This window comes from Amycolatopsis granulosa (assembly GCF_011758745.1).
Lineage (GTDB): Bacteria > Actinomycetota > Actinomycetes > Mycobacteriales > Pseudonocardiaceae > Amycolatopsis_E > Amycolatopsis_E granulosa.
In genome coordinates, this window is the sequence record NZ_JAANOV010000001.1 from 3,797,029 (window position 1) to 3,819,081 (window position 22,053).

Below are 22,053 nucleotides of genomic sequence, written 5' to 3' on the forward strand. Positions count from 1 at the left end.
TCAAGGAGGAGCCACAGTGCGCGTTCTGTGCGCGGGAGATGAGTTCGTCGGCAACAACCTGCTGGCCGACGCGGTGCGGGCCGAGCTGCCCACCGAGCCCGAGTTCCGCGAGCTGTTGCTGCCCTGGCCGATCGAGCCGTTCGGCCCGGTCGGCGGGGTGCACGAGGCGAGCGGCACCGAGGAGCAGGTCATCGAGGCGCTGGGCGGGGCCGAGGTCGCGGTCACCCAGATGGCGCCGTTCACCAAGAAGGTCTTCGCCGCCGCGCCCGAGCTGAAGCTCGTGTCGGTGTGCCGCGGCGGCCCGGTGAACGTCGACCTGGCCGCCGCCACCGAGGCGGGGGTCGCGGTGACGTACGCGCCGGGGCGCAACGCGACCGCCGCCGCGGAGTTCGCGATCGGCATGATCCTCGCCGCGATGCGCCGCATCTCGACCTCGTCCGCCGAGCTGCTGGGCGGCACCTGGCGCGGTGACTACTACGCCTACCCCAACGCCGGTCTGGAGCTCGAGGGCACCACCGTCGGCCTGGTCGGGTACGGCGCGATCGGCTCGCGGGTGGCGAAGGTCCTGGTCGCGTTCGGGGCGAAGGTGCTGGTCGCCGACCCGTACGCGAAGCCGGAGCACATCGCGGCGGACGGCGCCGAGCTGGTCGAGCTGGAGGACCTGCTGCGCCGCAGCGCGGTCGTCAGCCTGCACGCGCGGCTGACCGACGAGACCCGGCACTTGATCAACGCCGAGCGACTCGCCCTGCTGCCCGAGGGCGCGGTGCTCGTCAACTCCGCCCGCGGCGGCCTGCTCGACTACGCGCCGCTGCCGGAGATGCTGCGCACCGGCCGGCTCGGCGCTCTGGCCCTGGACGTCTACGACGTCGAACCGCCGCCTGCCGACTGGGCGTTGCGCGACGTGCCGAACGTCATCGCGACGCCGCACCTGGCGGGTGCCAGCCGCCAGACCGCGGAGCGCGCCGCGCGGATCGTCGCCGCCGAGGTCGGTCGTTACGCCCGCGGTGAGCAGCTGGCCAACGTCGCGAACCCGGACGTGCTGCGATGATCATCGGCGTCGACATCGGTACTTCACTGACGAAGGCCGTCGTGTTCGACGACGCCGGGGTATCGCTGCACCAGGCCACCACGCCGTCCGAGGTGCACCACCTGTCCGGCGGCCGCGTCGAGCAGGACCTCGACCAGGTCGTCGGCACGGTCGCGACCGTCGTGCGCGAGGTCGCGGCGAAGCTGGACGCCCCGGTCACCGCGCTCGCGCTGACCGGCCAGGGCGATGGCGTGTGGCTGCGGGACGAGGACGGCAACGCGGTGCGCCCGGCCATCTCGTGGCTGGACGGGCGGGCCAACGCCCTGCTGGCGAAGTGGCAGGCCGACGGCATCAGCCGCGAGGTGTTCCGCCGCACCGGCTCCGGTATGTTCCCCGGCTGCGCCGCCGCGATCCTGTCCTATCTGGACACCCACGAGCCCGAGGTGCTGGACCGGGCGGCGGTCGCCGGTTACTGCGTCGACGCGGTCGTGCAGCGGTTGACCGGTGAGATCACCGTCGACGTCTCCGACGCGTCGCTGCCGTTCCTCGACCCCAAGACGCGGCAGTACGACGACGGCGCGATCGCCGCCGTCGGGTTGTCCCACCGGCGCGGCCTGCTGGCCGAGCCGGCCCCGCCGAAGGCGGTGTTCTCGCTGAACCGCCGGGGTGCGGAACTGCTCGGCCTGCCGGAAGGACTCCCGGTGACGGCCGGACCGTTCGACCTGCCGGCCAGCGCGATCGGCGCCGGTGTGCGCGCGCCGGGCGACGGCATCCTCACGGCGGGCACCACGTTGGCCTGCCAGGTGCTCACGGACAGCGCGGAGTTCGACGGCGAGGGCGAGCCGGCGGGGATGTTCCTGTCGACGCCGGCGCCGGGCGAGTACCTGCACGCGATGCCGGCGATGGTCGGCACCGCCAGCATCGACTGGATCTGCCGCCTGCTGGGCATCGAGGTCACCGGGATCGGGGCACTGCTCGCGCAGAGTCCGCCCGGTGCCGCCGGGGTGCGGGCGCTGCCGTTCCTGTCCGCGTCCGGTGAACGGGCGCCGTTCGTGGACGCGTCCGCGCGGGCGCAGTTCGCCGGGCTGAGCCTGGAGCACGGGCGGGCGGACGTGGTGCGGGCGCTGTGCGAGTCGATCGCATACGCCGCCCGGCACTGCTTCGAGGCCGCCGGGCTGTCCGGCCGGTTGTACGCGTGCGGCGGTGGGGTGCGCTCCGCCGAATGGACGCAGATCTTCGCCGACGTGCTCGGCCGCCCCATCGTGATCCCGAGCGATCCGGGGGTGGGGGCGCGGGGTGCCGTCCTGGTCGCGGCGGAGGCGCTGAACCAGCCGTTCGACGCGGAGCTGTGGGCGAGCAGCTCGCGGACCGTGTCGCCGGTGCCCGAGAACATCGACTTCTACCAGGGCGGTTACGCGGACTACCAGGCGTCGCTGACCGCCGCACGAGGGTTGTGGCGACTGTGATCCTGGCTGACGAACGACGAGCGGTGTGCGAGTACGCGCGGCGGTTGTCCGCCGACGGGCTCGTGGTGGGCACGTCCGGCAACATTTCCGCGCGGTCGGGTGAGCTGGTCGCGATGACCCCGACCGGGGTGGACTACGGCGTGCTGACCCCGGAGGACATCCCGGTGGTGTCGCTCGACGGGTCTATTGTCGAGGGAAAGCTGCGGCCGACGAGCGAGATGCCGATGCACCTCGCGGTGTACAGCAAGGCCGCCGACCCGGACGGCGCGCCGATCACCGGTGTGGTGCACACGCACTCGGTGCACGCCACGGCAGTGTCCACTTTGGTCGACGAGGTGCCTGCGGTGCACTACATGCTCGCCACCATCGGGCCGTCCGCCCGGGTGGCGCGCTACGCCACCTACGGCACCGAGGAACTGGCATCGGCGATGCTGGAGGCGCTGGACGGCCGCCGCGGCTGTGTGCTGGGCAACCACGGGACGATCACCTACGGCGACGGCCTCGCGGCCGCGTACAGCCGGGCCGAGCAGTTGGAGTGGCTGTGCCGGGTGTGGCTGTTGGCCCGGTCAGCGGGTGAGCCGCGGCTGCTGCCGCCGGAGGAGATCGCGCACGTGGTCGAGAAATTGCGGGGATACGGCCAGAAATAGGTCGCGCGGCCCCGGGCGCGGCGGCATGCTGGGCGGGGTGGAGGAGATCGTCACCCATCTCGAGATGACCGGCCCGCCGACCTGCGCCCGGCCCCGCTCGTGCCCGGGGTCTCGGTCGAGCACGTCGCTGCCAGTTCCGAGCTGGTGGGCCCGACCACCGTGCGGATCGGCAAGCCCGACAACTGGCCGAGCTCCCGCTGGAGTGACGACGAGTGGGGCGGCTATCCGCTACGCACTGACCCTGGTGGTCGAACAGGCATGGCACGCCGCCCCGGACGTCCGGCGGATCTGGTTGCACACCTCGAATCTCGACCACCCGCACGCCCTGCCGAACTACCACCGCCGGGGCTTCCGCACGGCCCACGGACAGCGCTGACCGCGAGTGCGGTTTCGCGGCACGGCAGGGGGTTCGACCGATGTTCCAGAGTTTCCATTTGACGCTCGCCGTACGCGGCGGTTCCGGTGTGAAGCGGCGGGAGTTCCTGGACTACGTGATCGATGGGCGGCCCTTGCTGTCGCTCTTCGACGACGTGGACGTGGTCTCGGCGCTCGCTGCTGATCTTCCGGCTCGGGCCCTGATCGGCGCGGTGGACGGGCTGTTGCTCCGCGAAGCGTCAAGCCTTGCCGGCGACCGCTACGTGCTCTACTGCTGCCCGGAGTGTGGTGATCTCGGCTGCGGAGCGATCACAGCGGCGATCGTTCAGCACGACGAACACGTTGTCTGGCGCGACTTCCGCTGGCAGGACTCGGTCGATCAACAGCTCGAACGCTACCCGGACGTCGGTCCGTTCCGGTTCAGCGCCGACGAGTACCGGAGTGCCCTTGAGCAGGTGCGCTGCCGTCAGAACTGGTAGTAGAGGAACGGGCTGAACGTCCCGTTCGCCACGAGGATCGCGGCGTACAGGGCACCGGCGGTCATCACGCCGATGCGCAACCCGACCGCGGGCCGGGTGCGGGCGGATTCGAGCAGCGGCCCGGTCACCGGGGTGGCCGGCAGCGCGAAGATCGCCAGCGCGGCCAGCAGGATCACCACCCGCTGGTTCGTCAGCGCCGCGTCGACGACATCGGTCAGGCCGTCCGCGTCCGGCACCACCATCTGCCCGATCATGGTGAACGCGTGCCCGATGTCGGGCGACTTGAAGAACACCCAGCCGAACACCACGAGCACCAGGGTCAGGATCCGGCGGCCGATCCGGGCGGCCACCGCCGGTGGCGTGCGGTCCCAGCCGAAGCGGCGTTCGAGGATCAGCAGCAGGCCGTGGTAGCAGCCCCACACCAGGAACGTCCAGTTCGCGCCGTGCCAGAAACCGGTCAGCACGAACACGATGCACAGGTTCCGGTAGGTCTTCGCCGCGCCCTCGCGGTTGCCGCCGAGCGGGATGTACACGTAGTCGCGGAACCAGCGGGACAGCGACATGTGCCAGCGCCGCCAGAACTCCGTCACCGTCACCGACGAGTACGGCCGCGCGAAGTTCTCCGGCAACCGGAACCCGAACATCCGGCCCAGCCCGATCGCCATGTCGGAGTAGCCGGAGAAGTCGAAGTACAGCTGCAGCGTGTAGCCGACGGCACCGAGCCATGCGATCGCGAACGTCAGGTCGCCGTCGGACGTCGCGAAGCACGCCTCGACCATCGGGCTCAGCGAATCCGCGATGATCGCCTTCTTGCACAGCCCCAGCGCGAACCGCGGGAAGCCGGCCGCGATGTCGTCCAGCCGGTGCGATCGCCGCTGCGGCAGCTGGTCCGCGATCTCCCGGTAGCGCACGATGGGCCCGGCCACGAGCTGCGGGAACATCGCGATGTAGGTCATGAACGACACCGGGTCGCGCAGCGCCCGCCGCTCGCCCCGGTAGATGTCGACCACGTAGGAGATGTGGTGGAACGTGAAGAACGAGATGCCGATCGGCAGCGCCAGGTGCGCGACCGGGAAGGAGCCGCCGAACAGCCCGGTGAAGTAGTCGATCTGCTGCGTGGCGAACCCGGCGTACTTCCAGATCACGAGGATGCCGATGTCGAAGCAGATCACCGCGCTCAGCAGCGCCCGCCGGCGGGCCGCGGGCGCCGCTGAGCCCGGTTCGAGCGCGGTGCCGGCCGCGAAGTTGACCACCATGCAGGCCAGCAGCAGCAGGGTGAACGCGCCCGCGCCGCTGGCGTAGAAGACCAGGCTGGCGATCGCGATGATGCCGTTCCGCCAGCTCCTCGGCAGCACCAGCACGGCGAACAGCACCGCCGGCAGGAAGTACCAGAGGAACAGCGGTGAAGCGAACGACATCGACCTGAAGTCCCCCTGTGAAGTCCCCCCGTGCAACCGGATCAGCGTGCTGACCTTAACCGACGCAGTTGGTCCGAAGGAGTGAAACTCCCCGCTTCGCGCAACGGACGGTCACCGCTGGTCTTGGTCAGGTCCGGCCCCCCGCCGCCGCGTCGACGGCTGAGGTAGCGGGACTCTGCGTCCGGCGCCGGGTCAGACGCGGCCCGCGGTGCGGCGGCGCCGCGCGACCTCGGCCAGCAGCACCGCCGCGGCGACCGAGGCGTTCAGCGACTCCACCCCGGCGGCCATCGGAATGGACACCGTCTCGTCGCAGGTTTCCCGCACCAGCCGGGACAGGCCGCGGCCCTCGGAGCCGACCACGACCACCAGCGGGTCCGTCGCCAGCGACAGGTCGTCGATCCCGACCGAACCGTCCGCGTCCAGGCCTGCGATCATCAGGCCCTCCTCCGCCCACAGCTTCAGCTGCCGCGTCAGGTTCGTCGCGATCGCGATCGGCATCTTCGCCGCGGTACCGGCGCTCGTCCGCCACGCCACCGCCGTGATACCCGCGCTGCGGCGCTGGGGCAGCAGCACACCGTGCGCCCCGAACGCCGCCGCCGACCGCACCACCGCGCCCAGGTTCCGCGGGTCGGTCACGCCGTCCAGCGCCACCAGCAGCGGCGGTTCACCGGAGTTCTGCGCGATGGCCAGCAGGTCGTCCGGGTGGCTGTACTCGAACGGCGGCACCTGCAAGCCGAGGCCCTGGTGGACCGCCCGGTTGGTCTTGCGGTCCAGCTCCTCGCGCGGGATCTCCAGGATGGAAATGCCCTTGTCCGCCGCCAGGCGCACGGCTTCGGTGACCCGGTCGTCGGCGTCGATGTTCAGCGCCACGAACAGCGTCGTGCCCGGCACGCCCGCTCGCAGCGCCTCGACCACCGGGTTGCGGCCGGCGATGATCTCCGGCCCTTCGCGCCGGTCCCGCGACTTCTCCGCGCGCGCCGCAGCCGCCGCCGCACGCTTCTGCGCCGGGTGCCCGGGACGCATCTCCGCCCGCGGGGTCGGGCCCTTGCCTTCGAGCCCGCGGCGGCGCTGACCGCCGGAGCCGACGACCGCGCCCTTCTTCGTGCCGGTCTTGCGGATCGCACCCCGGCGCTTGGAATTGCCTGCCATTTAAGCTTCTTTCACGGTCCACACGGGACCATCGGGAGTATCTTCGACCGTGATGCCCGCCTTGAGCAGGCGGTCGCGCACGGCGTCGGCCCGGGCGAAGTCCCGTGCGGCGCGCGCCTCCTGGCGCTCCGCGAGCATCGCCTCGACCAACTCGGCCAGTGCGGCCCTCGCCGGCGTCTCCGCCGCCGAGCTCTCCGCCCATTCGGGTGCGAGCGGGTCCAGCCCGAGCACACCCATCATCGCCCGCACGGATCCGGCGGCCGCGTGCGCCTTGCCGTCATCGCCGGAGTCGAGCGCGGCGTTACCCTCGCGGACCAGGTTGTGCACGGCCGCGACCGCCGCCGGTGTGGCCAGGTCGTCGTTCATCGCCGTGACGAACTCGGGCGCCAGCTCGCCGGGCTCGACCGTGCCGGTCCGCTGCGCCGCGCGGCGCAGGAAGCCCTCGATCCGCCGGTAGCCCTGCGCGGCCTCGGACAGCGCCCCGTCGGAGTACTCGATGGTGGACCGGTAGTGCGGTTGCACCAGGTAGTAGCGCAGCTCGACGGCCCGGTAGTCGCGCAGCATCGCCTCGATCGAGACGACGTTGCCCAGCGACTTCGACATCTTCTCGCCGGACAGCGTCACCCACGCGTTGTGCAGCCAGAACCGCGCGAACGGGTCACCGGCGGCCTGCGACTGGGCACGCTCGTTCTCGTGGTGCGGGAACACCAGGTCGACGCCGCCGCCGTGGATGTCGAACTCGGCCCCCAGGTACGTGGTCGCCATCGCCGAGCACTCCAGGTGCCAGCCCGGACGCCCGTCGCCCCACGGCGTCGGCCAGGACGGCTCACCGGGCTTCGCGCTCTTCCACAGCGTGAAGTCACGCGGGTCGCGCTTGCCCTCGGCCAGGGTCTCGCCCTGCTGCACCTCGTCCAGCTTCTGCCGTGACAACGCCCCGTAGCCGGGGAAGGTCGACACGGCGAAGTACACGTCCCCGCCGGCCGCGTACGCGTGCCCGGCGTCGATGAGGCGCTGCATCAGCTCGACCATCTGCGTGACGTGCCCGGTGGCACGCGGCGCGATGGACGGCGGCAGGCAGCCCAGGACGGTGTACGCCTCCTCGAACGCCCGTTCGTGCGTGGCCGCCCACTCCCACCACGGGCGCCCGGCGTCCGCGGCCTTGGTGAGGATCTTGTCGTCGATGTCGGTGACGTTGCGCACGAAGAGCACGTCGAGTCCACTGTGGATCAGCCAGCGGCGCAGGACGTCGTAGTTCAGGGCGCCGCGGACGTGCCCGATGTGCGGGATGCCCTGCACGGTGGCCCCACAGACGTACATGGACGCCGTTCCACTACGGGCGGGGTGGAACTCCCGCACGCTCCTGGTCGCGGTGTCGTAGAGATGAAGGGCCACTCCGAAATGGTACGGGTCACGTTCGCGCCGCTCAGAGCACCCCGTGCGTGCGCAGGGCCGTGAGCAGGCCGTCCGGGCGCTCGGCGGTCGGCAGCGGGTCGACGAGGGCGAACGCGCAGCCCAGCGCCTTCGCCCCGCCGTCGGCCTCCGCGCTGTCGCCGACCATCAGCGTGTGCTCCGGCGCGACGCCCAGCCGGTCGGCCAGCAGCTGGAAGATCTCGGGTTGCGGCTTGATGACGCCGTGCTCGAAGGAGAGCACGAACTCGTCGACGAACTCGCTGTAGCCGCGCATGGCGAACGCCGGCCGGATGTCGAAGGCGATGTTGCTCAGCACGCCGACCTTGACCCCCTTGGCGGACGTGTCCTTCAGCGCGGCCTCGGTGTCCGGGTACGGCGTCCACTCCGCGGGATCGTTCAGACGGCGGTACAGCGCCTCGGCCTGCCCGGCGTTCGCGACGCCGGACTTGCGCAGCACCTCGAGGTAGACCTTGCGGTGCAGGACCGGGTCGAGGTCGCGGTTGTCCCACGCGTACTGGTACTCCCCGGACAGCTCGACCACCTGCCCGGTGGGGGCGGTCATGCGGCGCATCAGCTCGGTCTGGGCCTCCACGTCGAGCGGGGCCCCGTCGGAGCCGGTGAGGTCGGAGAGCCAGCTGGGGTCCTGCTCAAGCCGGAAGAGGGTGCCGGAGAAGTCGAACATCACCGCCTGAATCGTCACAGATCACAGGCTACCGGCGATGACCTTGGGATCGGTGTGGGTTATCCGGCGGGCAGCAGCAACGCGGTGGCGATCGCCGCGATGCCCTCGCCGCGGCCGGTCAGGCCCAGCCCGTCGGTGGTGGTGCCGCTCACGCTGACGGGGCCGCCCGCGGCCTTGCCCAGCACCTCCTGGGCCTCGTCGCGGCGCGTGCCGATCCGCGGCGCGTTGCCGATGACCTGCACCGATGCGTTACCCAGCCGCCAGCCCTCCGCCTCGATCAGCCGCCGCGCCTCGGCCACGAACTCCGTGCCGTGCGCGCCGGCCCACCGCGGGTCGCTGGTGCCGAACACCGCGCCCAGGTCGCCGAGCCCGGCCGCGGACAGCATCGCGTCGCACAACGCGTGCGCGGCCACGTCACCGTCGGAGTGACCGGCGCAGCCGGCCACGTCCGCCCAGAACAGCCCGGCTATCCAGCACTCGCGGCCCGCTTCGATCGGATGGACGTCGACCCCGGTCCCGACCCTCAACCCTGCTCCTCGAGTAGCGCTTCCGCGACGGCCACGTCGAAGGCCGTGGTGAGCCGGAGCGCGGTGGGGTGCCCGGTCACGGTCCGCACGTTACCGGGGAGATCCGACAGCGGGTCCGAGCCGCGGGCGCAGACCTTTCCGAGCACGTCGAGGCGGTAACCGACGGGTGTCTGCACGACCCGGAGCCGGTCCCGGTCCGAGGTGCTCTCGATCACTCCGCCGGAGACGAGTTTGACCGTGTCGGTCACGGGTAGCACCGGGACGATCGCCTCTGCCCCGGCGAGCACCGCCTCGGCCACCGCGTGGACGGTGGCGGGCGGCACGAACGGCCGTGCGACGTCGTGCACCAGGACGACGTCGGCGAACTCCCCGGCCGCGTCGAGCGCCAGCCGGGCCGACTCGGCACGGTCGGCCCCGCCAGCCAGTACCCGGCACCGGGAACCGGCGCCGGGAACGGCTCGGATGATCACTTCACAGTCCCCGAGGGCGGGTTTGGGAACCGCCACCACCAGGCGGTCGCATCCGGACGCCAGGAGGCCCGCCACAGCGTGCCGCAGCAGCGGCGCACCGTGCACGAGCGTGCAGGGGTCCGGCCCCTCGGCGTCGGCGATGAGTAGCGCTGCCACCTTCATCGCCGGTGTCTCATTTCGCGGGACGAGCTGTGTCTCATGAGCTCAGCGTGGTGGATGAGCAGAGTGCCCGGCTCATCTCGCGAGGTCAGTCCGTGCTCTAGACGGCCGCTGTTTCCAGGACCTCGTCGAGCAGCGTCTCCGCCTTGCCCTCGTCGGTGCCTTCCGCCAGGGCGAGCTCGCTGACCAGTATCTGACGGGCCTTGGCCAGCATCCGCTTCTCGCCGGCGGACAGGCCGCGGTCCTTCTCGCGCCGCCAGAGGTCGCGCACCACTTCGGCCACCTTGTTGACGTCGCCCGAGGCGAGCTTCTCCAGGTTGGCCTTGTACCGCCGAGACCAGTTCGTGGGCTCCTCGGTGTGCGGCGCCCGCAGCACGTCGAAGACCCGGTTGAGGCCGTCCTGGCCCACGACGTCCCGTACGCCCACGATCTCGGCGTTGTCAGCGGGCACGCGGACCGTGAGGTCCCCTTGCGCGACCTTGAGGACGAGGTACTGCTTCTCCTCGCCCTTGATCACACGGGTCTCGATCGCTTCGATGAGTGCGGCACCGTGGTGCGGGTAGACGACGGTCTCTCCGACCTTGAAAACCATGTGTCCTCTGCCCCTTTCGCTTCGTCCATCTTAGCACGTCGCGAGGGGGGTCACCTAGCGGGCCGAGATCGTCATCGCAGGTCAGGGGCCATCCGGGGGGTTGACAAACCGACAAAGTGCATGCTCATGCAGGTGATGGGGAACCCTGTCGACAATGTCTTGCTGATCCACTGTGGACGGATATCCGGCCGCTCGGCGCACCCTCGGTGGCGGGCTTTCCGGCCCTGGTTAGGATCAGGCCGGTACGGCTTCTAGGAGGGACTGAGACCGTGAGGCTGCAGAAACGTCGTGTGTTCGGCGCGAGCGTGGTCGCCGTGGGTGCCGCCCTGGCTCTCGCCGGGTGCGGGGCCGGGCAGATCGCCCAGACCAGCACCATGCTGCCCGCGGTCAACGGCGCCCTGGGCCAGGCGGGCAAGCTCGCGGTGCGGGACGCCGCCCTGGTGAGCCGCAACGACTGCGAGCAGGCCTACGCGAGCGGTTCCAGTGCCCCGCTGACGCTGGTCATCGCCAACGACGGCGCCGCCGACGACGATCTGGTCAGCGTGAGCAGCCCGAACGCCGCGAACGCCACCATCGCGGGCCAGAAGACGGTCGTGGCGGGCAGCAAGCTCCTCGTCGGCCCGGCCACCGAGGGCGAGTCGCTCGTGCAGCCGGGGACCGGCTCCGCCACGCCGACCTCACCGACCTCACCGACCTCGCCCGCCGCGCAGGCTTCGGGGTCCCCTTCGCCCACGGCGGGTCCGACCGGGCAGCCGCCGCGCATCGGCCACGCCGAGGTCGTCCTGCAGAACCTGAAGTCGGTCGTGTGGCCCGGCCAGTTGGTCCCGGTCACCTTCACCTTCCGCAACTCCGGCTCGGTGACCCTGCAGCTGCCGATCCAGGCGCCCACCGTCCAGCTCAACTGCCAGGCGCCCGCCTCGCAGGAAGCCGGCGGTCACTGAAACTGTCGGTGGTGCCCGCTAGCGTGACCGGCCATGGTCAAGAAGGGCACCAGCTACCGGTGTGGTGAGTGCGGGTACGAGGCCGCCAAGTGGGTCGGCCGCTGCCCGGAGTGCCAGGCGTGGGGCACGATCGAAGAGCGCGGGGACGCGCGCCCGGCGATCGCCCGGGTCGCGGCCGGTGCGCCGAGCGCGCCCGCGCGGCCGATCGGTCAGGTCGACGTGGAGGCCGCCCGCGCCCGCACCACCGGCGTGGGCGAGTTGGACCGCGTGCTCGGCGGCGGGCTGGTGCCGGGTGCGGTCGTGCTGCTGGCCGGTGAGCCCGGGGTCGGCAAGTCGACCCTGTTGCTCGAAGTGGCGTACCAGTGGGCCCGGGGCGGGACGGGGCCCGCGCTGTACGTCACCGGTGAGGAGTCCGCGGGTCAGGTGCGGCTGCGCGCCGAGCGGACGAAGAACGTGCACGAACGCGTGTTCCTCGCCGCGGAAAGTGATCTGTCGGCGATCCTCGGGCACGTCGACGCGGTCAAGCCGGGTGTGCTGATCGTCGACTCGGTGCAGACCATGGCGTCCCCGCAGGTCGAAGGCGCGCCGGGGGGTGTCACGCAGGTCCGGGCCGTCACCGCCGGGCTGGTCGCGCTCGCCAAGGAGCGCGGGCTGCCGGTCGTGCTGGTCGGGCACGTCACGAAGGACGGCTCGGTCGCCGGTCCGCGCGTGCTGGAGCACCTGGTGGACGTGGTGCTGCACTTCGAGGGCGACCGGCATTCCACACTGCGCCTGGTCCGCGGCGTGAAGAACCGGTTCGGGCCCGCGGACGAGATCGGCTGCTTCGAGCTGCGTGAGGATGGCATCGTCGGCGTGCCGGACCCGTCGGGGCTGTTCCTGAACCGGCGGGAGGACGCGGTGCCGGGCACCGCGGTCACGGTCACCGTCGAGGGCAAGCGGCCGCTGCTGTGCGAGGTGCAGGCGCTGGTGTCCAGCGCCGGTGCGCCGCAGCCCAGGAGGGCCGTGAGCGGCCTGGATTCGGCACGGGTGGCGATGGTCCTCGCGGTGCTGGAGAAGCGCGGCGGGATCAGGCTGGGCGACCGGGACGTGTATTCGGCGACGGTCGGCGGGATGAAGGTCACCGAGCCGGCCGTCGACCTCGCGGTGATCCTCGCGCTGTGGTCGTCGGTGCGGGACGTGGCGCTGTCGCCCCGGCTGGTGGTCGTCGGCGAGGTCGGGCTGGCGGGGGAGATCCGCCGGGTCACCGGAGCCGGACGGCGGCTGGCCGAGGCGGCCCGGCTGGGCTTCACCCATGCGCTCGTGCCGCCGGACCCGGGGAAACTGCCGGACGGCATCCGCGTGCTGGAGGTCGACTCCGTGGCCGCGGCGCTGCACGCGGCCAACCACGCCTGACGCCCCCGGGGTGCGGGGCCGGGCGTGACGAAGGCCCCTCCGGAGCCGGAGGGGCCTTCGACGACGAACGGGTCAGGCGGACAGCAGCTTCGCGCAGCGGATCAGGCCCAGGTGCGAGTACGCCTGCGGGTGGTTGCCCAGCGAGCGTTCCGCGACGGGGTCGTACTGCTCCGGCAGCAGGCCCGTCGGCCCGGCCGCGTCGACCAGCTGCTCGAACAGCTCCTCGGCCTCGGTGCGGCGCCCGGTCAGCAGGTACGCCTCGATCAGCCACGCGGCGCACAGGTGGAACCCGCCCTCACCGCCCGGCAGACCATCGTCCCGGCGGTACCGGTACACGGTCGAGCCGCTGCGCAGCTCGGCCTCGATCGCGGTCACCGTGGACTGGAACCGCTCGTCCGACGGGTCGAGCAGCCCGGACAGCCCGACGAACAGCGACGCCGCGTCCAGGTCCGTGCCGTCGTAGGCCGTGGTGAACGCCTGGACCTCCTCGTTCCAGCCGTGGGTGAGCACGTCCCGGGCGATCTCCTCGCGCAGCTCCTGCCACGCGGCCGGGATCTCCCGCCCGTACACCTCGCCGAGCTTGATCGCGCGGTCCACGGTCACCCAGCACATCACGCGCGAGTACACCCGGTGCCGCGGCACGTGCCGCTCCTCCCAGATGCCGTGGTCCGGCTCCGACCAGCGCCGCGTCACCGCCTCGGCCATGGCGCGCACCAGCTGCCAGTCCTCGTCCCGCAGCTCGCCGCGCACCTGCGCCAGCTCGGCCACCAGCTCCACGACCGGGCCGAACACGTCCAGCTGCACCTGGTGGTTCGCCAGGTTGCCGACCCGCACCGGGCGCGAACCCGCGTACCCGGGCAGCGAATCGATCACGGCCTCGGCGCCCAGCTGGTTTCCGTTGATCGTGTACAGCGGGTGCAGCCGCTCCGGGCCGGCCAGCGTCGACAGCACGCCGTGCAGCCACCGCAGGTACCCCTCGGCCTCGGTCAGCGAGCCCAGCCCCACCAGCTCGCGCACGGTGAACGCGGCGTCGCGGATCCAGCAGTAGCGGTAGTCCCAGTTCCGCACGCCGCCGATCTCCTCGGGCAGCGATGTGGTCGCGGCCGCCAGCACCGCGCCGGTGTCGGCGTTGCACAGGCCGCGCAGCGTCAGCGCCGACCGCGCGACCAGCTCCGCCTCGACGTTCGGCAGCTTCAGCGTGGTGGCCCAGTCGCTCCAGTAGGCGCCGGCGCGGGCGCGGCGGTCCGCTTCGGACAGGTCGTGCGCGCCGAGATCCGTGGTGCCGCAGCGCAGTTCGAGTACGACCGGCTCGTCCGGGGTGGGCTGGACCAGTGCGGTCGCCGTGTCGTGCAGCCCGTCGGAGGTGATCTCCCACGCCACGCCCGGCGAGCGCAGCACGATCGGCTCGGACGTGCCCAGCACGCGCAGGCCCTCGGGGTCGGCCACCAGCCGCACCGGCACGCCACCGAACTCCGGTCGCGGCGCGAACACCACGGACGCGGCGGCGGTGCCGGAGACGACGCGCACCAGGTCGGTGCGGTGCGGCGGGCCCTCCGGTTCGAGGTAGTCCGTCACCAGCAGCCGCGACCAGCGGGTTTCGACGGTCATCGTGTTCGGCAGGTACCGCTGGCCCAGCGGCAGGCCGTTGTGGTGCGGCTTGATCGAGAAGTGGCCCGCGCCGGTGCCGCCGAGCAGGTCGGCGAACACCGCGGGGGCATCCGGACCGGGGTGGCACATCCAGGTCAGCCGGGCATCCGGGGTGACCAGGGCGACCGCGCGCTCGTTGGACAGCATGGACAGCCGCTCGATCGGCGGAGCCTGCTCGCCGTAGAGCCAGTTGCGGCGCTCCTCCAGCATGAACGCCAGGACCGTGGCCACGTCCTCGGTGCCGGGCACCGTGTACGCCGCCAGCGTCTCGCCGTCGCCGACCTTCACCCCGACGTCCGGCCCGGACAGCCGGGCGAACGCCTTCTCGTCGGTGACGTCGTCGCCGAGGAAGATCGCCGCGGTGGCGCCGACCTGGTGGCGCAGTGTGTCCAGCGCACGGCCCTTGTCGGTCTGCACGACGGCCAGCTCGACGACCTCCTTGCCGTCGGTGGTGGTCACACCCTCCCACGTGCACGGTCCACTGTGGACCTCGTCGAGCACGCGGCGGGCGGCGTCCCGGTCGGCGCGGCGGACGTGCACCGCGATGCTGGCGGGTTTGACCTCCAGCGACACCCCGGGCACGTCACCGGCGATGCGCTCCAGCTCCGCCTCGACCCGGCGGTGCAGGTCGCGGGCCTGGGCGTCGAGCTCGTGCACGAAGCCGATGTCGAATTCGGAACCGTGGCTGCCCACGAGGTGAACCTCGTGCGGCAGTCGCGACAGGATGGCGAGGTCGCGCAGCGCCCGGCCGGAGATGACCGCGGTCGTCGTCTCGTGCAGCCCGGCCAGCGAGCGCAGCGCGCCCACCGACTCGGGCAGCGGGCGCGCCTCGTCCGGATTGGTCACGATCGGAGCCAAGGTCCCGTCGTAGTCGCAAGCGACCAGCAAACGCGGCGTGCGGGCGATCTGCACGATCGCACGGCGCAGCTCAGCGGGCAGGGACTCGGCGGTCACCACTCCTCCTTAAGGAGCTCAAAAGCTGTTTTGCTACAGGTGGGCCACTCAGGCGGCCGGTTCGGACCCGAGTGCCTCGAGGAACGACCGAGCCCACCTGTCGACGTCGTGGGTGAGGACCTGACGCCGCAACGCGCGCATCCGGCGTCTGCCCTCGGCAGGGTCGAGCGTAATGGCCGCCTCCAGCGCGTTCTTCACCCCGTCGAGATCATGTGGGTTGACGAGAAAAGCGCTGGTCAGCTCGGCGGCGGCACCGGCGAACTCGGAGAGCACGAGTGAGCCACCGAGATCGTGACGGCACGCGACGTACTCCTTGCAGACCAGATTCATCCCATCGCGCAGCGGGGTGACGACCATGACGTCGGCCGCGCTGTAGAACGCGGCGAGTTCCTTGCGGTCCACCGACTGGTGCAGGTAGTGCACGACCGGGTGACCGACGCGGGCGAACTCCCCGTTGATCCGGCCCACCATCTGCTCGATCTCGGTGCGCATCCGCTGGTAGTGCTCGACCCGTTCCCGGCTGGGGGTGGCCAGCTGGACGAAGGTGACGTCCTCGGGCTGGACGCGGCCCTCCTGGAGCAGTTCGTGCAGTGCCTGCAGGCGCAGGTCGATGCCCTTCGTGTAGTCCAGGCGGTCGACCCCCAGCAGGACCGTCCTCGGGTTGCCGAGGTCGCGGCGCAGCTGGGCGGCCCGCTCCGACACCTCCTTGGTGCGGGCGAGCGAGTCGAGGCCGGCGGCGTCGATCGAGATCGGGAACGCCCCGACCCGGACCGTCCGGTTGCCGACCTGCATCATGCCCGGCCGGGACCGCACGCCGACCGCGCCGCGGCTCGGTTCGAGCCCGAGCAGCGTGCGGGCCAGCCAGAGGAAGTTCTGCGCGCCGCCCGGCCGGTGGAACCCGACCAGGTCGGCACCGATCAGGCCGCGCACGATCTCGGCCCGCCACGGCAGCTGCATGAACAGCTCCACCGGCGGGAACGGGATGTGCAGGAAGAAGCCGATGCGCAGGTCCGGCCGCAGCTCGCGGAGCATGCTCGGCACGAGTTGCAGCTGGTAGTCCTGCACCCACACGGTGGCGCCGCCGGCCGAGACCTGCGCGCTGGCTTCGGCGAAGCGGCGGTTGACCTGGACGTAGGACTCCCACCAGCCGCGGTCGAACACCGGCGGCGCGACCACGTCGTGGTACAGCGGCCACAGGGTGGCGTTGGAGAAGCCCTCGTAGTAGTCGCGGACCTCTTCGGTGGACAGCGACACCGGGTAGAGCACCAGGCCCTCGTCACTGAACGGGTCGACGTCCACGCCCGGCACGCCCGGCCAGCCGACCCAGGCGCCCTTGCGCGAGCGCAGGAACGGCTCCAGCGCCGACACCAGCCCGCCCGGGCTCGCGGTCCAGCGCTGGTTGCCGTCGGCGGTCCGTTCGAGGTCGACGGGCAGCCGGTTGGCCACCACGACGAAGTCCGCCGAGGCCGTGCCGATCCCTGGTTCGCTCACCTGGACATGCTCCCTTGTCGTCCGCTGGAACACTATCTCGCGCCGGCAAACCAGGAGCCACCGCGCGGTGGCTCAAGGACGGCTACTCCAGTCGCCGCTCGCTCGTCTGCAGCGGCCCCGCCATCCGGGGGCCCGCGAGCCTCCGTTCGAGACGGCCGAGACCGGTGCGGACCGGCTGCGCGAGGTACTCCCCGAGTACCACACCCGCGGCCAGCGCAAGCCCGATCGCGGCCGCTTTGATCAGCGTCGAGAGGTTGCCGTTGCTCTGGGTGGCCAGTTCGTACAGGCCACGGTACGTGGACAGACCTGGCAGCAACGGGGTGATCCCGGACACCGCGACGACCAGTGGGGTCACCTTCAGCCGGCGCGCGAGCACACCGCCGGAGAAGCCCACCACGATCGCCGCCACGGCCGAGGAGGTGATGACGTCGAAGCGGCCCACGATCACCAGCGCGCCGTACACGCCGGCGCCGATCGCGCCCGCCGCGGCCGCCACCAGCATGGACCGCATCGTCGAGTAGCTGGCGAGCGCGAAGCACGCCGCCGCGGCCGCGCCCGCGGGCACGATGACCAGCAGGCTGTTGGCCGTCTGCGCGGGCAGCACCGGTTCCGCCGGGGCGAACCCGAGTGCCTTGGCGATGTTCAGCGCGAGCGCGACACCGGTGATCAGCCCGGCACTCATCAGGACCGTTTCCATGGTGCGGCCCGCGGCGGTGACGTTGTACCCGGTGATGGCGTCCTGCACCGCGGAGACCGTGGACAGACCGGACAGCAACACGGTGATGGCCGCCGCGGCGACCAGTGTGGAGAAGCGGGCCGGGACGAGACCGGTGTTCACGGCGACGGTTGCCAGCCCCGTCGCCACCAGGCCGCCCACGGCCTGCTGGAAGAAGAACGGCAGCGCGACGCGGTTCAGCAGCCGGCCGAGCCGGTCGATGAGCGCGGAGATGATCAGCGCGCCGACCGCGACGTCCGCGGTGCCGCTGAGCAGCAGGGTGATGAAGAAGGCCATCCCGCCCCAGGCCAGCGTGGCGACCCAGCGCGGGTAGGGGTGCGGCGCCGTGGTGATCCGATGCAGCTCGGTGTACGACTCCTCGGCGCCGAGGTTGCCGCGCAGGATCTGCTGGACGAGCATCTCCGTCTGCGACAGACGGGTGTAGTCGAGGCTGCGCGACCGGACCACCCGCAGGGCGGTGATCGGGTTGGCGTCGGTGCCCCGGTGGCAGGTGACGGTGATGGACGTGAAGATCACGTCCACCTCGCAGTGCGGGAGACCGAAGGCGGCGGTCAGCGACAGGATCGTCGCGGTCACGTCCGACGCGCCCGCCCCGCTGGCCATCTGCACCTCGCCGATGCGCAGGACCAGGTCGAGCACGAAGTTGACGGTCGCCTCGTCCGGCAGGGCAGGACCGAGTTCGGTGGTCGCGTCCGGCGCCGGCTGGTCGCCGGTCGGCGCTTCCAGGATGTGCCAGGCCCGGCGCCGCGGCTCGGTCGACCGCCGCCGCCGGTTGGCCTTGTCGACGCCCGGATCCACCGGCGCCTCGAGAATGTGCCAGCCGCGCCTGCGGGTCACCGGGCCCCGGACGCGCTGGGTGCTGTTCATGCGGCCGTCACCTCCTTGATTTGGCCTCCCGGCTGGCCCATCGCCTGAATCACGCCGGTCGTTGCAAAGGGGCAACCGTGGCGTGCGCCACTCAGCCGATCATCCACGAAACCGGAGGGCCCAGCAGCGGTTGCTAGGATGGCCCCGGCCAGGCCGACTTAGCTCAGCTGGTAGAGCAGCTGTCTTGTAAACAGCAGGTCAGGGGTTCGAGCCCCCTAGTCGGCTCCCCGTGCGGCCAGGGTGTCCCCCGTGACCGGAGACACCCTGGCCTGCTCGTCTCAGTTTGTTGAGCCGAACTCGTGCCGAAGCGGCTGACGGCCTCCCCGCTGAGCCGTGCCGATGATCGGCCACCCCGTTCCACGCCTGTCGCCGTAACGCCCGCCGAGCGCTGAACATTCCCGCGACCTGCGTGAAGGCGCCGACGCCACGGAGCCCGCCCCGCGCCCGGCCACCGGTCATCCTCGGGTGCCGCATCGCGGCGTGGGGGCTCGAGTGGCTACGCGGTGGCGGGTTGCGGAGCGGTCCGGCGGAGTGCCACGACCACCGTTCCGGCGGCAGCCGCCACCGCACCCGCACCGGAGGCCACGATCGGAAAACCCTCGGCGATCTCCGCCGCGGATGCCTACAGCATGCGACCGCACCCGCACGCACACCTGTCGTCGATCGCCCGCACGATCGGAAGTACCCGAGTTATCGAAATACCGATTTCGATCGCTCGTTCGGCGGAGCCGGGAGTCCGATTGATCCCATATGGTGCGGCCGGGAGGAATGCATGGAGCGAGATATCGGCGGTCCGGGCGGTGGTTCCAAACCCGGGCGCGGCAAGAAGACCGGCCGGGTGGTCGCCGCCGCCGCGCTGGTCGGCGTGGTGGGCGTGGGTGGCGGCGCGGTGAGCCTGGGCGGCGGTGCCGCGGTCGAGGGTGCGGTGGCCGATTCGGGGGCGAACGCCGTGGCCGGCCGCGGACTGAACGCCCGGAAGGCGGACGGCAAACGCTCCGCCGAGCGCGGCAAGCCGGACGAGGCGTGGCAGCGACTCGGGTTGCGTGGAGTGCGGAAGGCGGTGCGGCAGGACGCGTCCTGCCTGCTCCAGTCGACCGGTGAGATCCGCGAATTCTTCCTGCGCGCACCGTGCACGGCCCTGGAGCGGCGATTGCTCGCCGTGGGGGACGGCGACGGGAACACGGCGCTGATCTCCGTGGTCTGGGTGAGTTTCCGCTCGCGCGGCCAGGCGCGCGACTTCGACCGCCTCGAAAAGGTCACGGCAACGGCGACATCGTCCCGCTCGGCGCTGCGTTGATCGAAATGGCAGACGTCCGGTTCACGGCGCGGCACTTCGATTCCCGGGTGAGCGGCAGCACGGTCGTCATCGCCGAGTCTGAGCGCGCGACCGGCCGCGTCAGCGGTGCCGTGCTGGACGCCCTGGCCGAGGTGGCGGTGCACCTGCCGCGCAGCTGACGGGTAACACCGGCGCCGGGCCGGTGCCCTGATGAGGAGCCCTAAGCCTCTGGCCGCGCAGCCCGTCCCGGGTGTCCACTGCCTGGCGCGGCCGCGGCAGGAGTCGGCGGGCGCCGCCCGCCCGGCGCGGCCGGAAGGAGGCACTCATGACTTCCGACGAGCGACGTGAGCGCATGCGGCGGGTGCTGGACCTGATGTGGAACCAGGGTGAGCTCGCCGCCTGCGCGGACCTGTGCGCCCCGAACTGCACCTTCCACGACCCCAGCTTCGAGGTCGACGGAGTCGAAGGGTTCCAGCGCCAGGTCAGTGAGCTGCGCACGGCGAACCCGGACCTGCACATGGACATCCACGACGTGGTCGTCGAAGGCGACCTGTGCGCGGTGCGGTGGACCATGGGCGGCACGGCACGGGCGGAGTTCCGCGGGCTGCCCGCGACCGGCAAGACGTACGTGATGAGCGGGATGCTGTTCGGCAAGTGGGCCGACGACCGCGTCGTGGAGATGTGGACCAACTACGACCTGCTGGGCGCACTGCAGCAGCTCGGAATCATCCCGGAGATGGCGTCGCGCGAAACCGCCGGCTGAGGTCATTCCAGTTCGGCCAGGCGCAGCCGCAGGTGCGCCATCAGCGGTGCGCTCATGCCGAGCGCCAGGGCACGCCGGTACGCGGCCCGCGCGGCTTCGGTGTCGCCGAGGCGGTGCAGCAGCTCCGCGCGGGTCGCGTGCCACCAGGGGTAGCGCGTGAGCCCGGGAATCGCGTCCACCAGGGACAGGCCGGCCGCCGGGCCGTCGCGCTCGGCCACCGCCGCCGCCCGGTTCAGGCGGGCCACCGGGGAGTCGGCCACCTCCAGCAGCACGTCGTACCACGAGATCAACGCGTCCCAGTTCGTCTCGGCGTAGGTGGGCGCCAGCGCGTGGCAGGCCGCGATCGCCGCCTGCACCAGGTACTCCTCCGGAGCCGCCGCGCGGCGCAGTCCGCGGCCCAGGTACGACACGCCCTCCTTGATCGCGGCCACGTCCCAGCGTGACCGGTCCTGGTCGGGCAGCAGCACCGGTACCCCGTCGGCATCCACCCGGGCGGCGCGGCGCGAATTCTGCAGCAACAGCAACGCGAGCAGGCCCAGCGCGGTCGGCTCGTCCGGCATCAGCCCGGCCAGCAGCCGGGCCAGCCGGATCGCCTCGTCGACGAGTTCGGCCCGCACCAGGTCGGCGCCCGCGGCGGCCGCGTAGCCCTCGTTGAAGATCAGGTACACCGTCGCCGCCACGCCTTTCAGCCGGTCCGGCAGCTCGGCCGCTTCGGGCACGCGATAGGGGATGCGAGCCCGGGTGATCTTCTGCCGCGCGCGGGTCAGGCGTTTCGCCATCGTCGCCTCCGGCACCAGCAGCGCTCGCGCGACCTCCGCCGTCGACAATCCGCCCAGCGTCCGCAACGCCAGGGCGACCTGCGCCTCCAGCGACAGCGCCGGATGACAGCAGGTGAACACGAGCCGCAGCAGGTCGTCCGGCACGGCGTCGGCCGGCTCCGGTTCGACGAACGGCATCGCCGCCGCTTCCTTCCCGGACCGCGCGGCCTCGCGGCGGAACAGGTCCACCGCCCGCCGCTTCGCCGTCACCAGCAGCCAGCCGCGCGGATTGTCCGGCACCCCGTCCCGCGGCCAGGTTTCCAGCGCCCGCACCACGGCGTCCTGCACCGCGTCCTCGGCCAGCCCGACGTCACCGGTGACGCGGATCAGCGTGGCCAGCACCCGGGTCCCCTCGTCCCGCACCAGCCGCGCGACCGCGTCACCGGCCTCCATGATCAAAAACCGGGTCAGAACTCGATCACCGGGCGGATCTCCACGACCCCGTCCCACGCCGCCGGGAGCCGCGCCGCGAGCCGCACGGCCTCGTCCAGATCGGCGCATTCGAACAGGTAGAACCCGGACAGCGCCTCTTTCGTCTCGGCGTAGGGGCCGTCGCTGGTCAGGACGTCACCGCCCTTGCCCCCGGACACGCGCACGGTGGTGGCGGTCGAGGTCGGGTAGAGGGCCTTCCCGCCGCGGATCACGGCAGCCGCGGCCTCCCCGAACTCCATGTACTGCTCGGTGGTCTCCGCGTGCTCGGGCGCCGACCAGTCGACGTCCGCGGTGTAGAGCAGGGCGGCATAGGTGGGCATGGCTGCTCCTCGGGT

22 protein-coding genes and 1 tRNA gene are annotated in these 22,053 nt (G+C 71.7%); 11 read left to right on the top strand and 12 right to left on the bottom strand.

The window, feature by feature from the left end; genetic code table 11:
* Nucleotides 1-16: 16 nt before the first annotated feature.
* From FHX45_RS18605 to FHX45_RS18625, 5 genes are all read left to right on the top strand, one after another.
* Entirely contained in the window at nucleotides 17-1,048 is a 1,032-nt protein-coding gene (locus FHX45_RS18605) for an NAD(P)-dependent oxidoreductase (RefSeq protein ID WP_167103459.1), read from the top strand.
* Nucleotides 1,045-2,493, top strand: a complete 1,449-nt coding sequence (locus FHX45_RS18610) for an FGGY-family carbohydrate kinase (RefSeq protein WP_167103462.1) — start codon at nucleotides 1,045-1,047, stop codon at nucleotides 2,491-2,493. The genes FHX45_RS18605 and FHX45_RS18610 overlap by 4 nt, the downstream gene beginning before the upstream one ends.
* On the top strand, nucleotides 2,490-3,140 hold the full coding sequence (locus tag FHX45_RS18615; RefSeq protein WP_167103465.1) for a class II aldolase/adducin family protein: 651 nt from the start codon (nucleotides 2,490-2,492) through the stop codon (nucleotides 3,138-3,140). Before FHX45_RS18610 ends, FHX45_RS18615 begins: the two co-directional genes overlap by 4 nt.
* A 202-nt stretch (nucleotides 3,141-3,342) precedes the next feature.
* Nucleotides 3,343-3,516, top strand: a complete 174-nt coding sequence (locus tag FHX45_RS28155) for a hypothetical protein (protein WP_243869126.1) — start codon at nucleotides 3,343-3,345, stop codon at nucleotides 3,514-3,516.
* Nucleotides 3,517-3,556: 40 nt separating this feature from the next.
* Nucleotides 3,557-3,994 (top strand): hypothetical protein, encoded by a 438-nt coding sequence (locus FHX45_RS18625; protein WP_167103468.1) that lies wholly within the window; start codon nucleotides 3,557-3,559, stop codon nucleotides 3,992-3,994.
* On the opposite strand, the gene FHX45_RS18630 is transcribed toward FHX45_RS18625, so the two are convergent.
* The 7 genes from FHX45_RS18630 to FHX45_RS18660 form a co-directional block, all read right to left on the bottom strand.
* The gene (locus tag FHX45_RS18630; protein ID WP_167103471.1) at nucleotides 3,982-5,412 is read right to left on the bottom strand and encodes an MBOAT family O-acyltransferase; all 1,431 of its coding nucleotides are present in this window, start codon (nucleotides 5,410-5,412) and stop codon (nucleotides 3,982-3,984) included. The two genes, FHX45_RS18625 and FHX45_RS18630, sit on opposite strands and share 13 nt — an antisense overlap.
* Before the next feature lie 192 nt (nucleotides 5,413-5,604).
* A complete protein-coding gene (rlmB, locus tag FHX45_RS18635) occupies nucleotides 5,605-6,561 on the bottom strand; it encodes a 23S rRNA (guanosine(2251)-2'-O)-methyltransferase RlmB (protein WP_167103474.1) in 957 nt (318 codons plus the stop codon).
* Nucleotides 6,562-7,953: a cysteine--tRNA ligase gene (gene cysS, locus FHX45_RS18640; protein ID WP_167103477.1), complete on the bottom strand. Its 1,392-nt coding sequence runs from the start codon at nucleotides 7,951-7,953 to the stop codon at nucleotides 6,562-6,564.
* 31 nt (nucleotides 7,954-7,984) lie between these two features.
* Nucleotides 7,985-8,671: an HAD-IA family hydrolase gene (locus tag FHX45_RS18645; RefSeq protein ID WP_167103480.1), complete on the bottom strand. Its 687-nt coding sequence runs from the start codon at nucleotides 8,669-8,671 to the stop codon at nucleotides 7,985-7,987.
* A gap of 41 nt (nucleotides 8,672-8,712) precedes the next feature.
* Entirely contained in the window at nucleotides 8,713-9,180 is a 468-nt protein-coding gene (gene ispF / locus FHX45_RS18650; RefSeq protein ID WP_167103483.1) for a 2-C-methyl-D-erythritol 2,4-cyclodiphosphate synthase, read from the bottom strand.
* Entirely contained in the window at nucleotides 9,177-9,812 is a 636-nt protein-coding gene (locus FHX45_RS18655) for an IspD/TarI family cytidylyltransferase (RefSeq protein ID WP_167103486.1), read from the bottom strand. Before FHX45_RS18655 ends, ispF begins: the two co-directional genes overlap by 4 nt.
* A 97-nt stretch (nucleotides 9,813-9,909) precedes the next feature.
* On the bottom strand, nucleotides 9,910-10,401 hold the full coding sequence (locus FHX45_RS18660; protein WP_020417039.1) for a CarD family transcriptional regulator: 492 nt from the start codon (nucleotides 10,399-10,401) through the stop codon (nucleotides 9,910-9,912).
* 269 nt (nucleotides 10,402-10,670) lie between these two features.
* Between FHX45_RS18660 and FHX45_RS18665 the strand changes: the two genes are divergently transcribed.
* A complete protein-coding gene (locus tag FHX45_RS18665; protein ID WP_167103489.1) occupies nucleotides 10,671-11,342 on the top strand; it encodes a copper chaperone PCu(A)C in 672 nt (223 codons plus the stop codon).
* 33 nt (nucleotides 11,343-11,375) lie between these two features.
* Entirely contained in the window at nucleotides 11,376-12,734 is a 1,359-nt protein-coding gene (gene radA / locus FHX45_RS18670; protein ID WP_167103492.1) for a DNA repair protein RadA, read from the top strand.
* Nucleotides 12,735-12,806: 72 nt separating this feature from the next.
* On the opposite strand, the gene otsB is transcribed toward radA, so the two are convergent.
* The 3 genes from otsB to FHX45_RS18685 all read right to left on the bottom strand — a co-directional run bounded on the left by otsB (nucleotide 12,807) and on the right by FHX45_RS18685 (nucleotide 18,429).
* A complete protein-coding gene (gene otsB / locus FHX45_RS18675; RefSeq protein WP_341771519.1) occupies nucleotides 12,807-15,335 on the bottom strand; it encodes a trehalose-phosphatase in 2,529 nt (842 codons plus the stop codon).
* Nucleotides 15,336-15,383: 48 nt separating this feature from the next.
* Nucleotides 15,384-16,826 (bottom strand): trehalose-6-phosphate synthase, encoded by a 1,443-nt coding sequence (locus FHX45_RS18680; protein ID WP_167103499.1) that lies wholly within the window; start codon nucleotides 16,824-16,826, stop codon nucleotides 15,384-15,386.
* 82 nt (nucleotides 16,827-16,908) lie between these two features.
* A complete protein-coding gene (locus tag FHX45_RS18685; protein ID WP_167103501.1) occupies nucleotides 16,909-18,429 on the bottom strand; it encodes a threonine/serine exporter family protein in 1,521 nt (506 codons plus the stop codon).
* A 152-nt stretch (nucleotides 18,430-18,581) separates the two neighbouring features.
* Between FHX45_RS18685 and FHX45_RS18690 the strand changes: the two genes are divergently transcribed.
* The 4 genes from FHX45_RS18690 (at nucleotide 18,582) to FHX45_RS18705 (ending at nucleotide 20,468) form a co-directional block, all read left to right on the top strand.
* Nucleotides 18,582-18,654 (top strand) — tRNA-Thr (locus FHX45_RS18690).
* 547 nt (nucleotides 18,655-19,201) lie between these two features.
* Nucleotides 19,202-19,726 (top strand): hypothetical protein, encoded by a 525-nt coding sequence (locus FHX45_RS18695; RefSeq protein ID WP_167103504.1) that lies wholly within the window; start codon nucleotides 19,202-19,204, stop codon nucleotides 19,724-19,726.
* Between the two features lie 5 nt (nucleotides 19,727-19,731).
* On the top strand, nucleotides 19,732-19,884 hold the full coding sequence (locus FHX45_RS18700; protein WP_167103506.1) for a hypothetical protein: 153 nt from the start codon (nucleotides 19,732-19,734) through the stop codon (nucleotides 19,882-19,884).
* Between the two features lie 146 nt (nucleotides 19,885-20,030).
* Nucleotides 20,031-20,468 carry an ester cyclase gene (locus tag FHX45_RS18705; RefSeq protein WP_167103509.1) on the top strand — a complete coding sequence of 146 codons (438 nt, stop codon included), beginning with the start codon at nucleotides 20,031-20,033 and terminating at the stop codon, nucleotides 20,466-20,468.
* A gap of 2 nt (nucleotides 20,469-20,470) precedes the next feature.
* Here FHX45_RS18705 and FHX45_RS18710 read toward each other — a convergent pair whose 3' ends face one another.
* Nucleotides 20,471-21,679: an RNA polymerase sigma factor gene (locus FHX45_RS18710; protein WP_208405995.1), complete on the bottom strand. Its 1,209-nt coding sequence runs from the start codon at nucleotides 21,677-21,679 to the stop codon at nucleotides 20,471-20,473.
* A gap of 14 nt (nucleotides 21,680-21,693) precedes the next feature.
* Nucleotides 21,694-22,038: a YciI family protein gene (locus tag FHX45_RS18715; RefSeq protein WP_167103512.1), complete on the bottom strand. Its 345-nt coding sequence runs from the start codon at nucleotides 22,036-22,038 to the stop codon at nucleotides 21,694-21,696.
* Nucleotides 22,039-22,053: the final 15 nt, after the last annotated feature.

Coding starts and splice junctions, on each gene's coding strand:
- radA (WP_167103492.1), top strand. CDS start 11,376: ATGGTCAAGAAGGGCACCAGCTACCGGTGTGGTGAGTGCGGGTACGAG.
- FHX45_RS18660 (WP_020417039.1), bottom strand. CDS start 10,401: ATGGTTTTCAAGGTCGGAGAGACCGTCGTCTACCCGCACCACGGTGCC.
- FHX45_RS18610 (WP_167103462.1), top strand. CDS start 1,045: ATGATCATCGGCGTCGACATCGGTACTTCACTGACGAAGGCCGTCGTG.
- FHX45_RS18705 (WP_167103509.1), top strand. CDS start 20,031: ATGACTTCCGACGAGCGACGTGAGCGCATGCGGCGGGTGCTGGACCTG.
- FHX45_RS18625 (WP_167103468.1), top strand. CDS start 3,557: ATGTTCCAGAGTTTCCATTTGACGCTCGCCGTACGCGGCGGTTCCGGT.
- FHX45_RS18695 (WP_167103504.1), top strand. CDS start 19,202: ATGGAGCGAGATATCGGCGGTCCGGGCGGTGGTTCCAAACCCGGGCGC.
- FHX45_RS18710 (WP_208405995.1), bottom strand. CDS start 21,679: ATGGAGGCCGGTGACGCGGTCGCGCGGCTGGTGCGGGACGAGGGGACC.
- FHX45_RS18700 (WP_167103506.1), top strand. CDS start 19,732: ATGGCAGACGTCCGGTTCACGGCGCGGCACTTCGATTCCCGGGTGAGC.
- rlmB (WP_167103474.1), bottom strand. CDS start 6,561: ATGGCAGGCAATTCCAAGCGCCGGGGTGCGATCCGCAAGACCGGCACG.
- FHX45_RS18685 (WP_167103501.1), bottom strand. CDS start 18,429: ATGAACAGCACCCAGCGCGTCCGGGGCCCGGTGACCCGCAGGCGCGGC.
- FHX45_RS18655 (WP_167103486.1), bottom strand. CDS start 9,812: ATGAAGGTGGCAGCGCTACTCATCGCCGACGCCGAGGGGCCGGACCCC.
- FHX45_RS18630 (WP_167103471.1), bottom strand. CDS start 5,412: ATGTCGTTCGCTTCACCGCTGTTCCTCTGGTACTTCCTGCCGGCGGTG.
- FHX45_RS18715 (WP_167103512.1), bottom strand. CDS start 22,038: ATGCCCACCTATGCCGCCCTGCTCTACACCGCGGACGTCGACTGGTCG.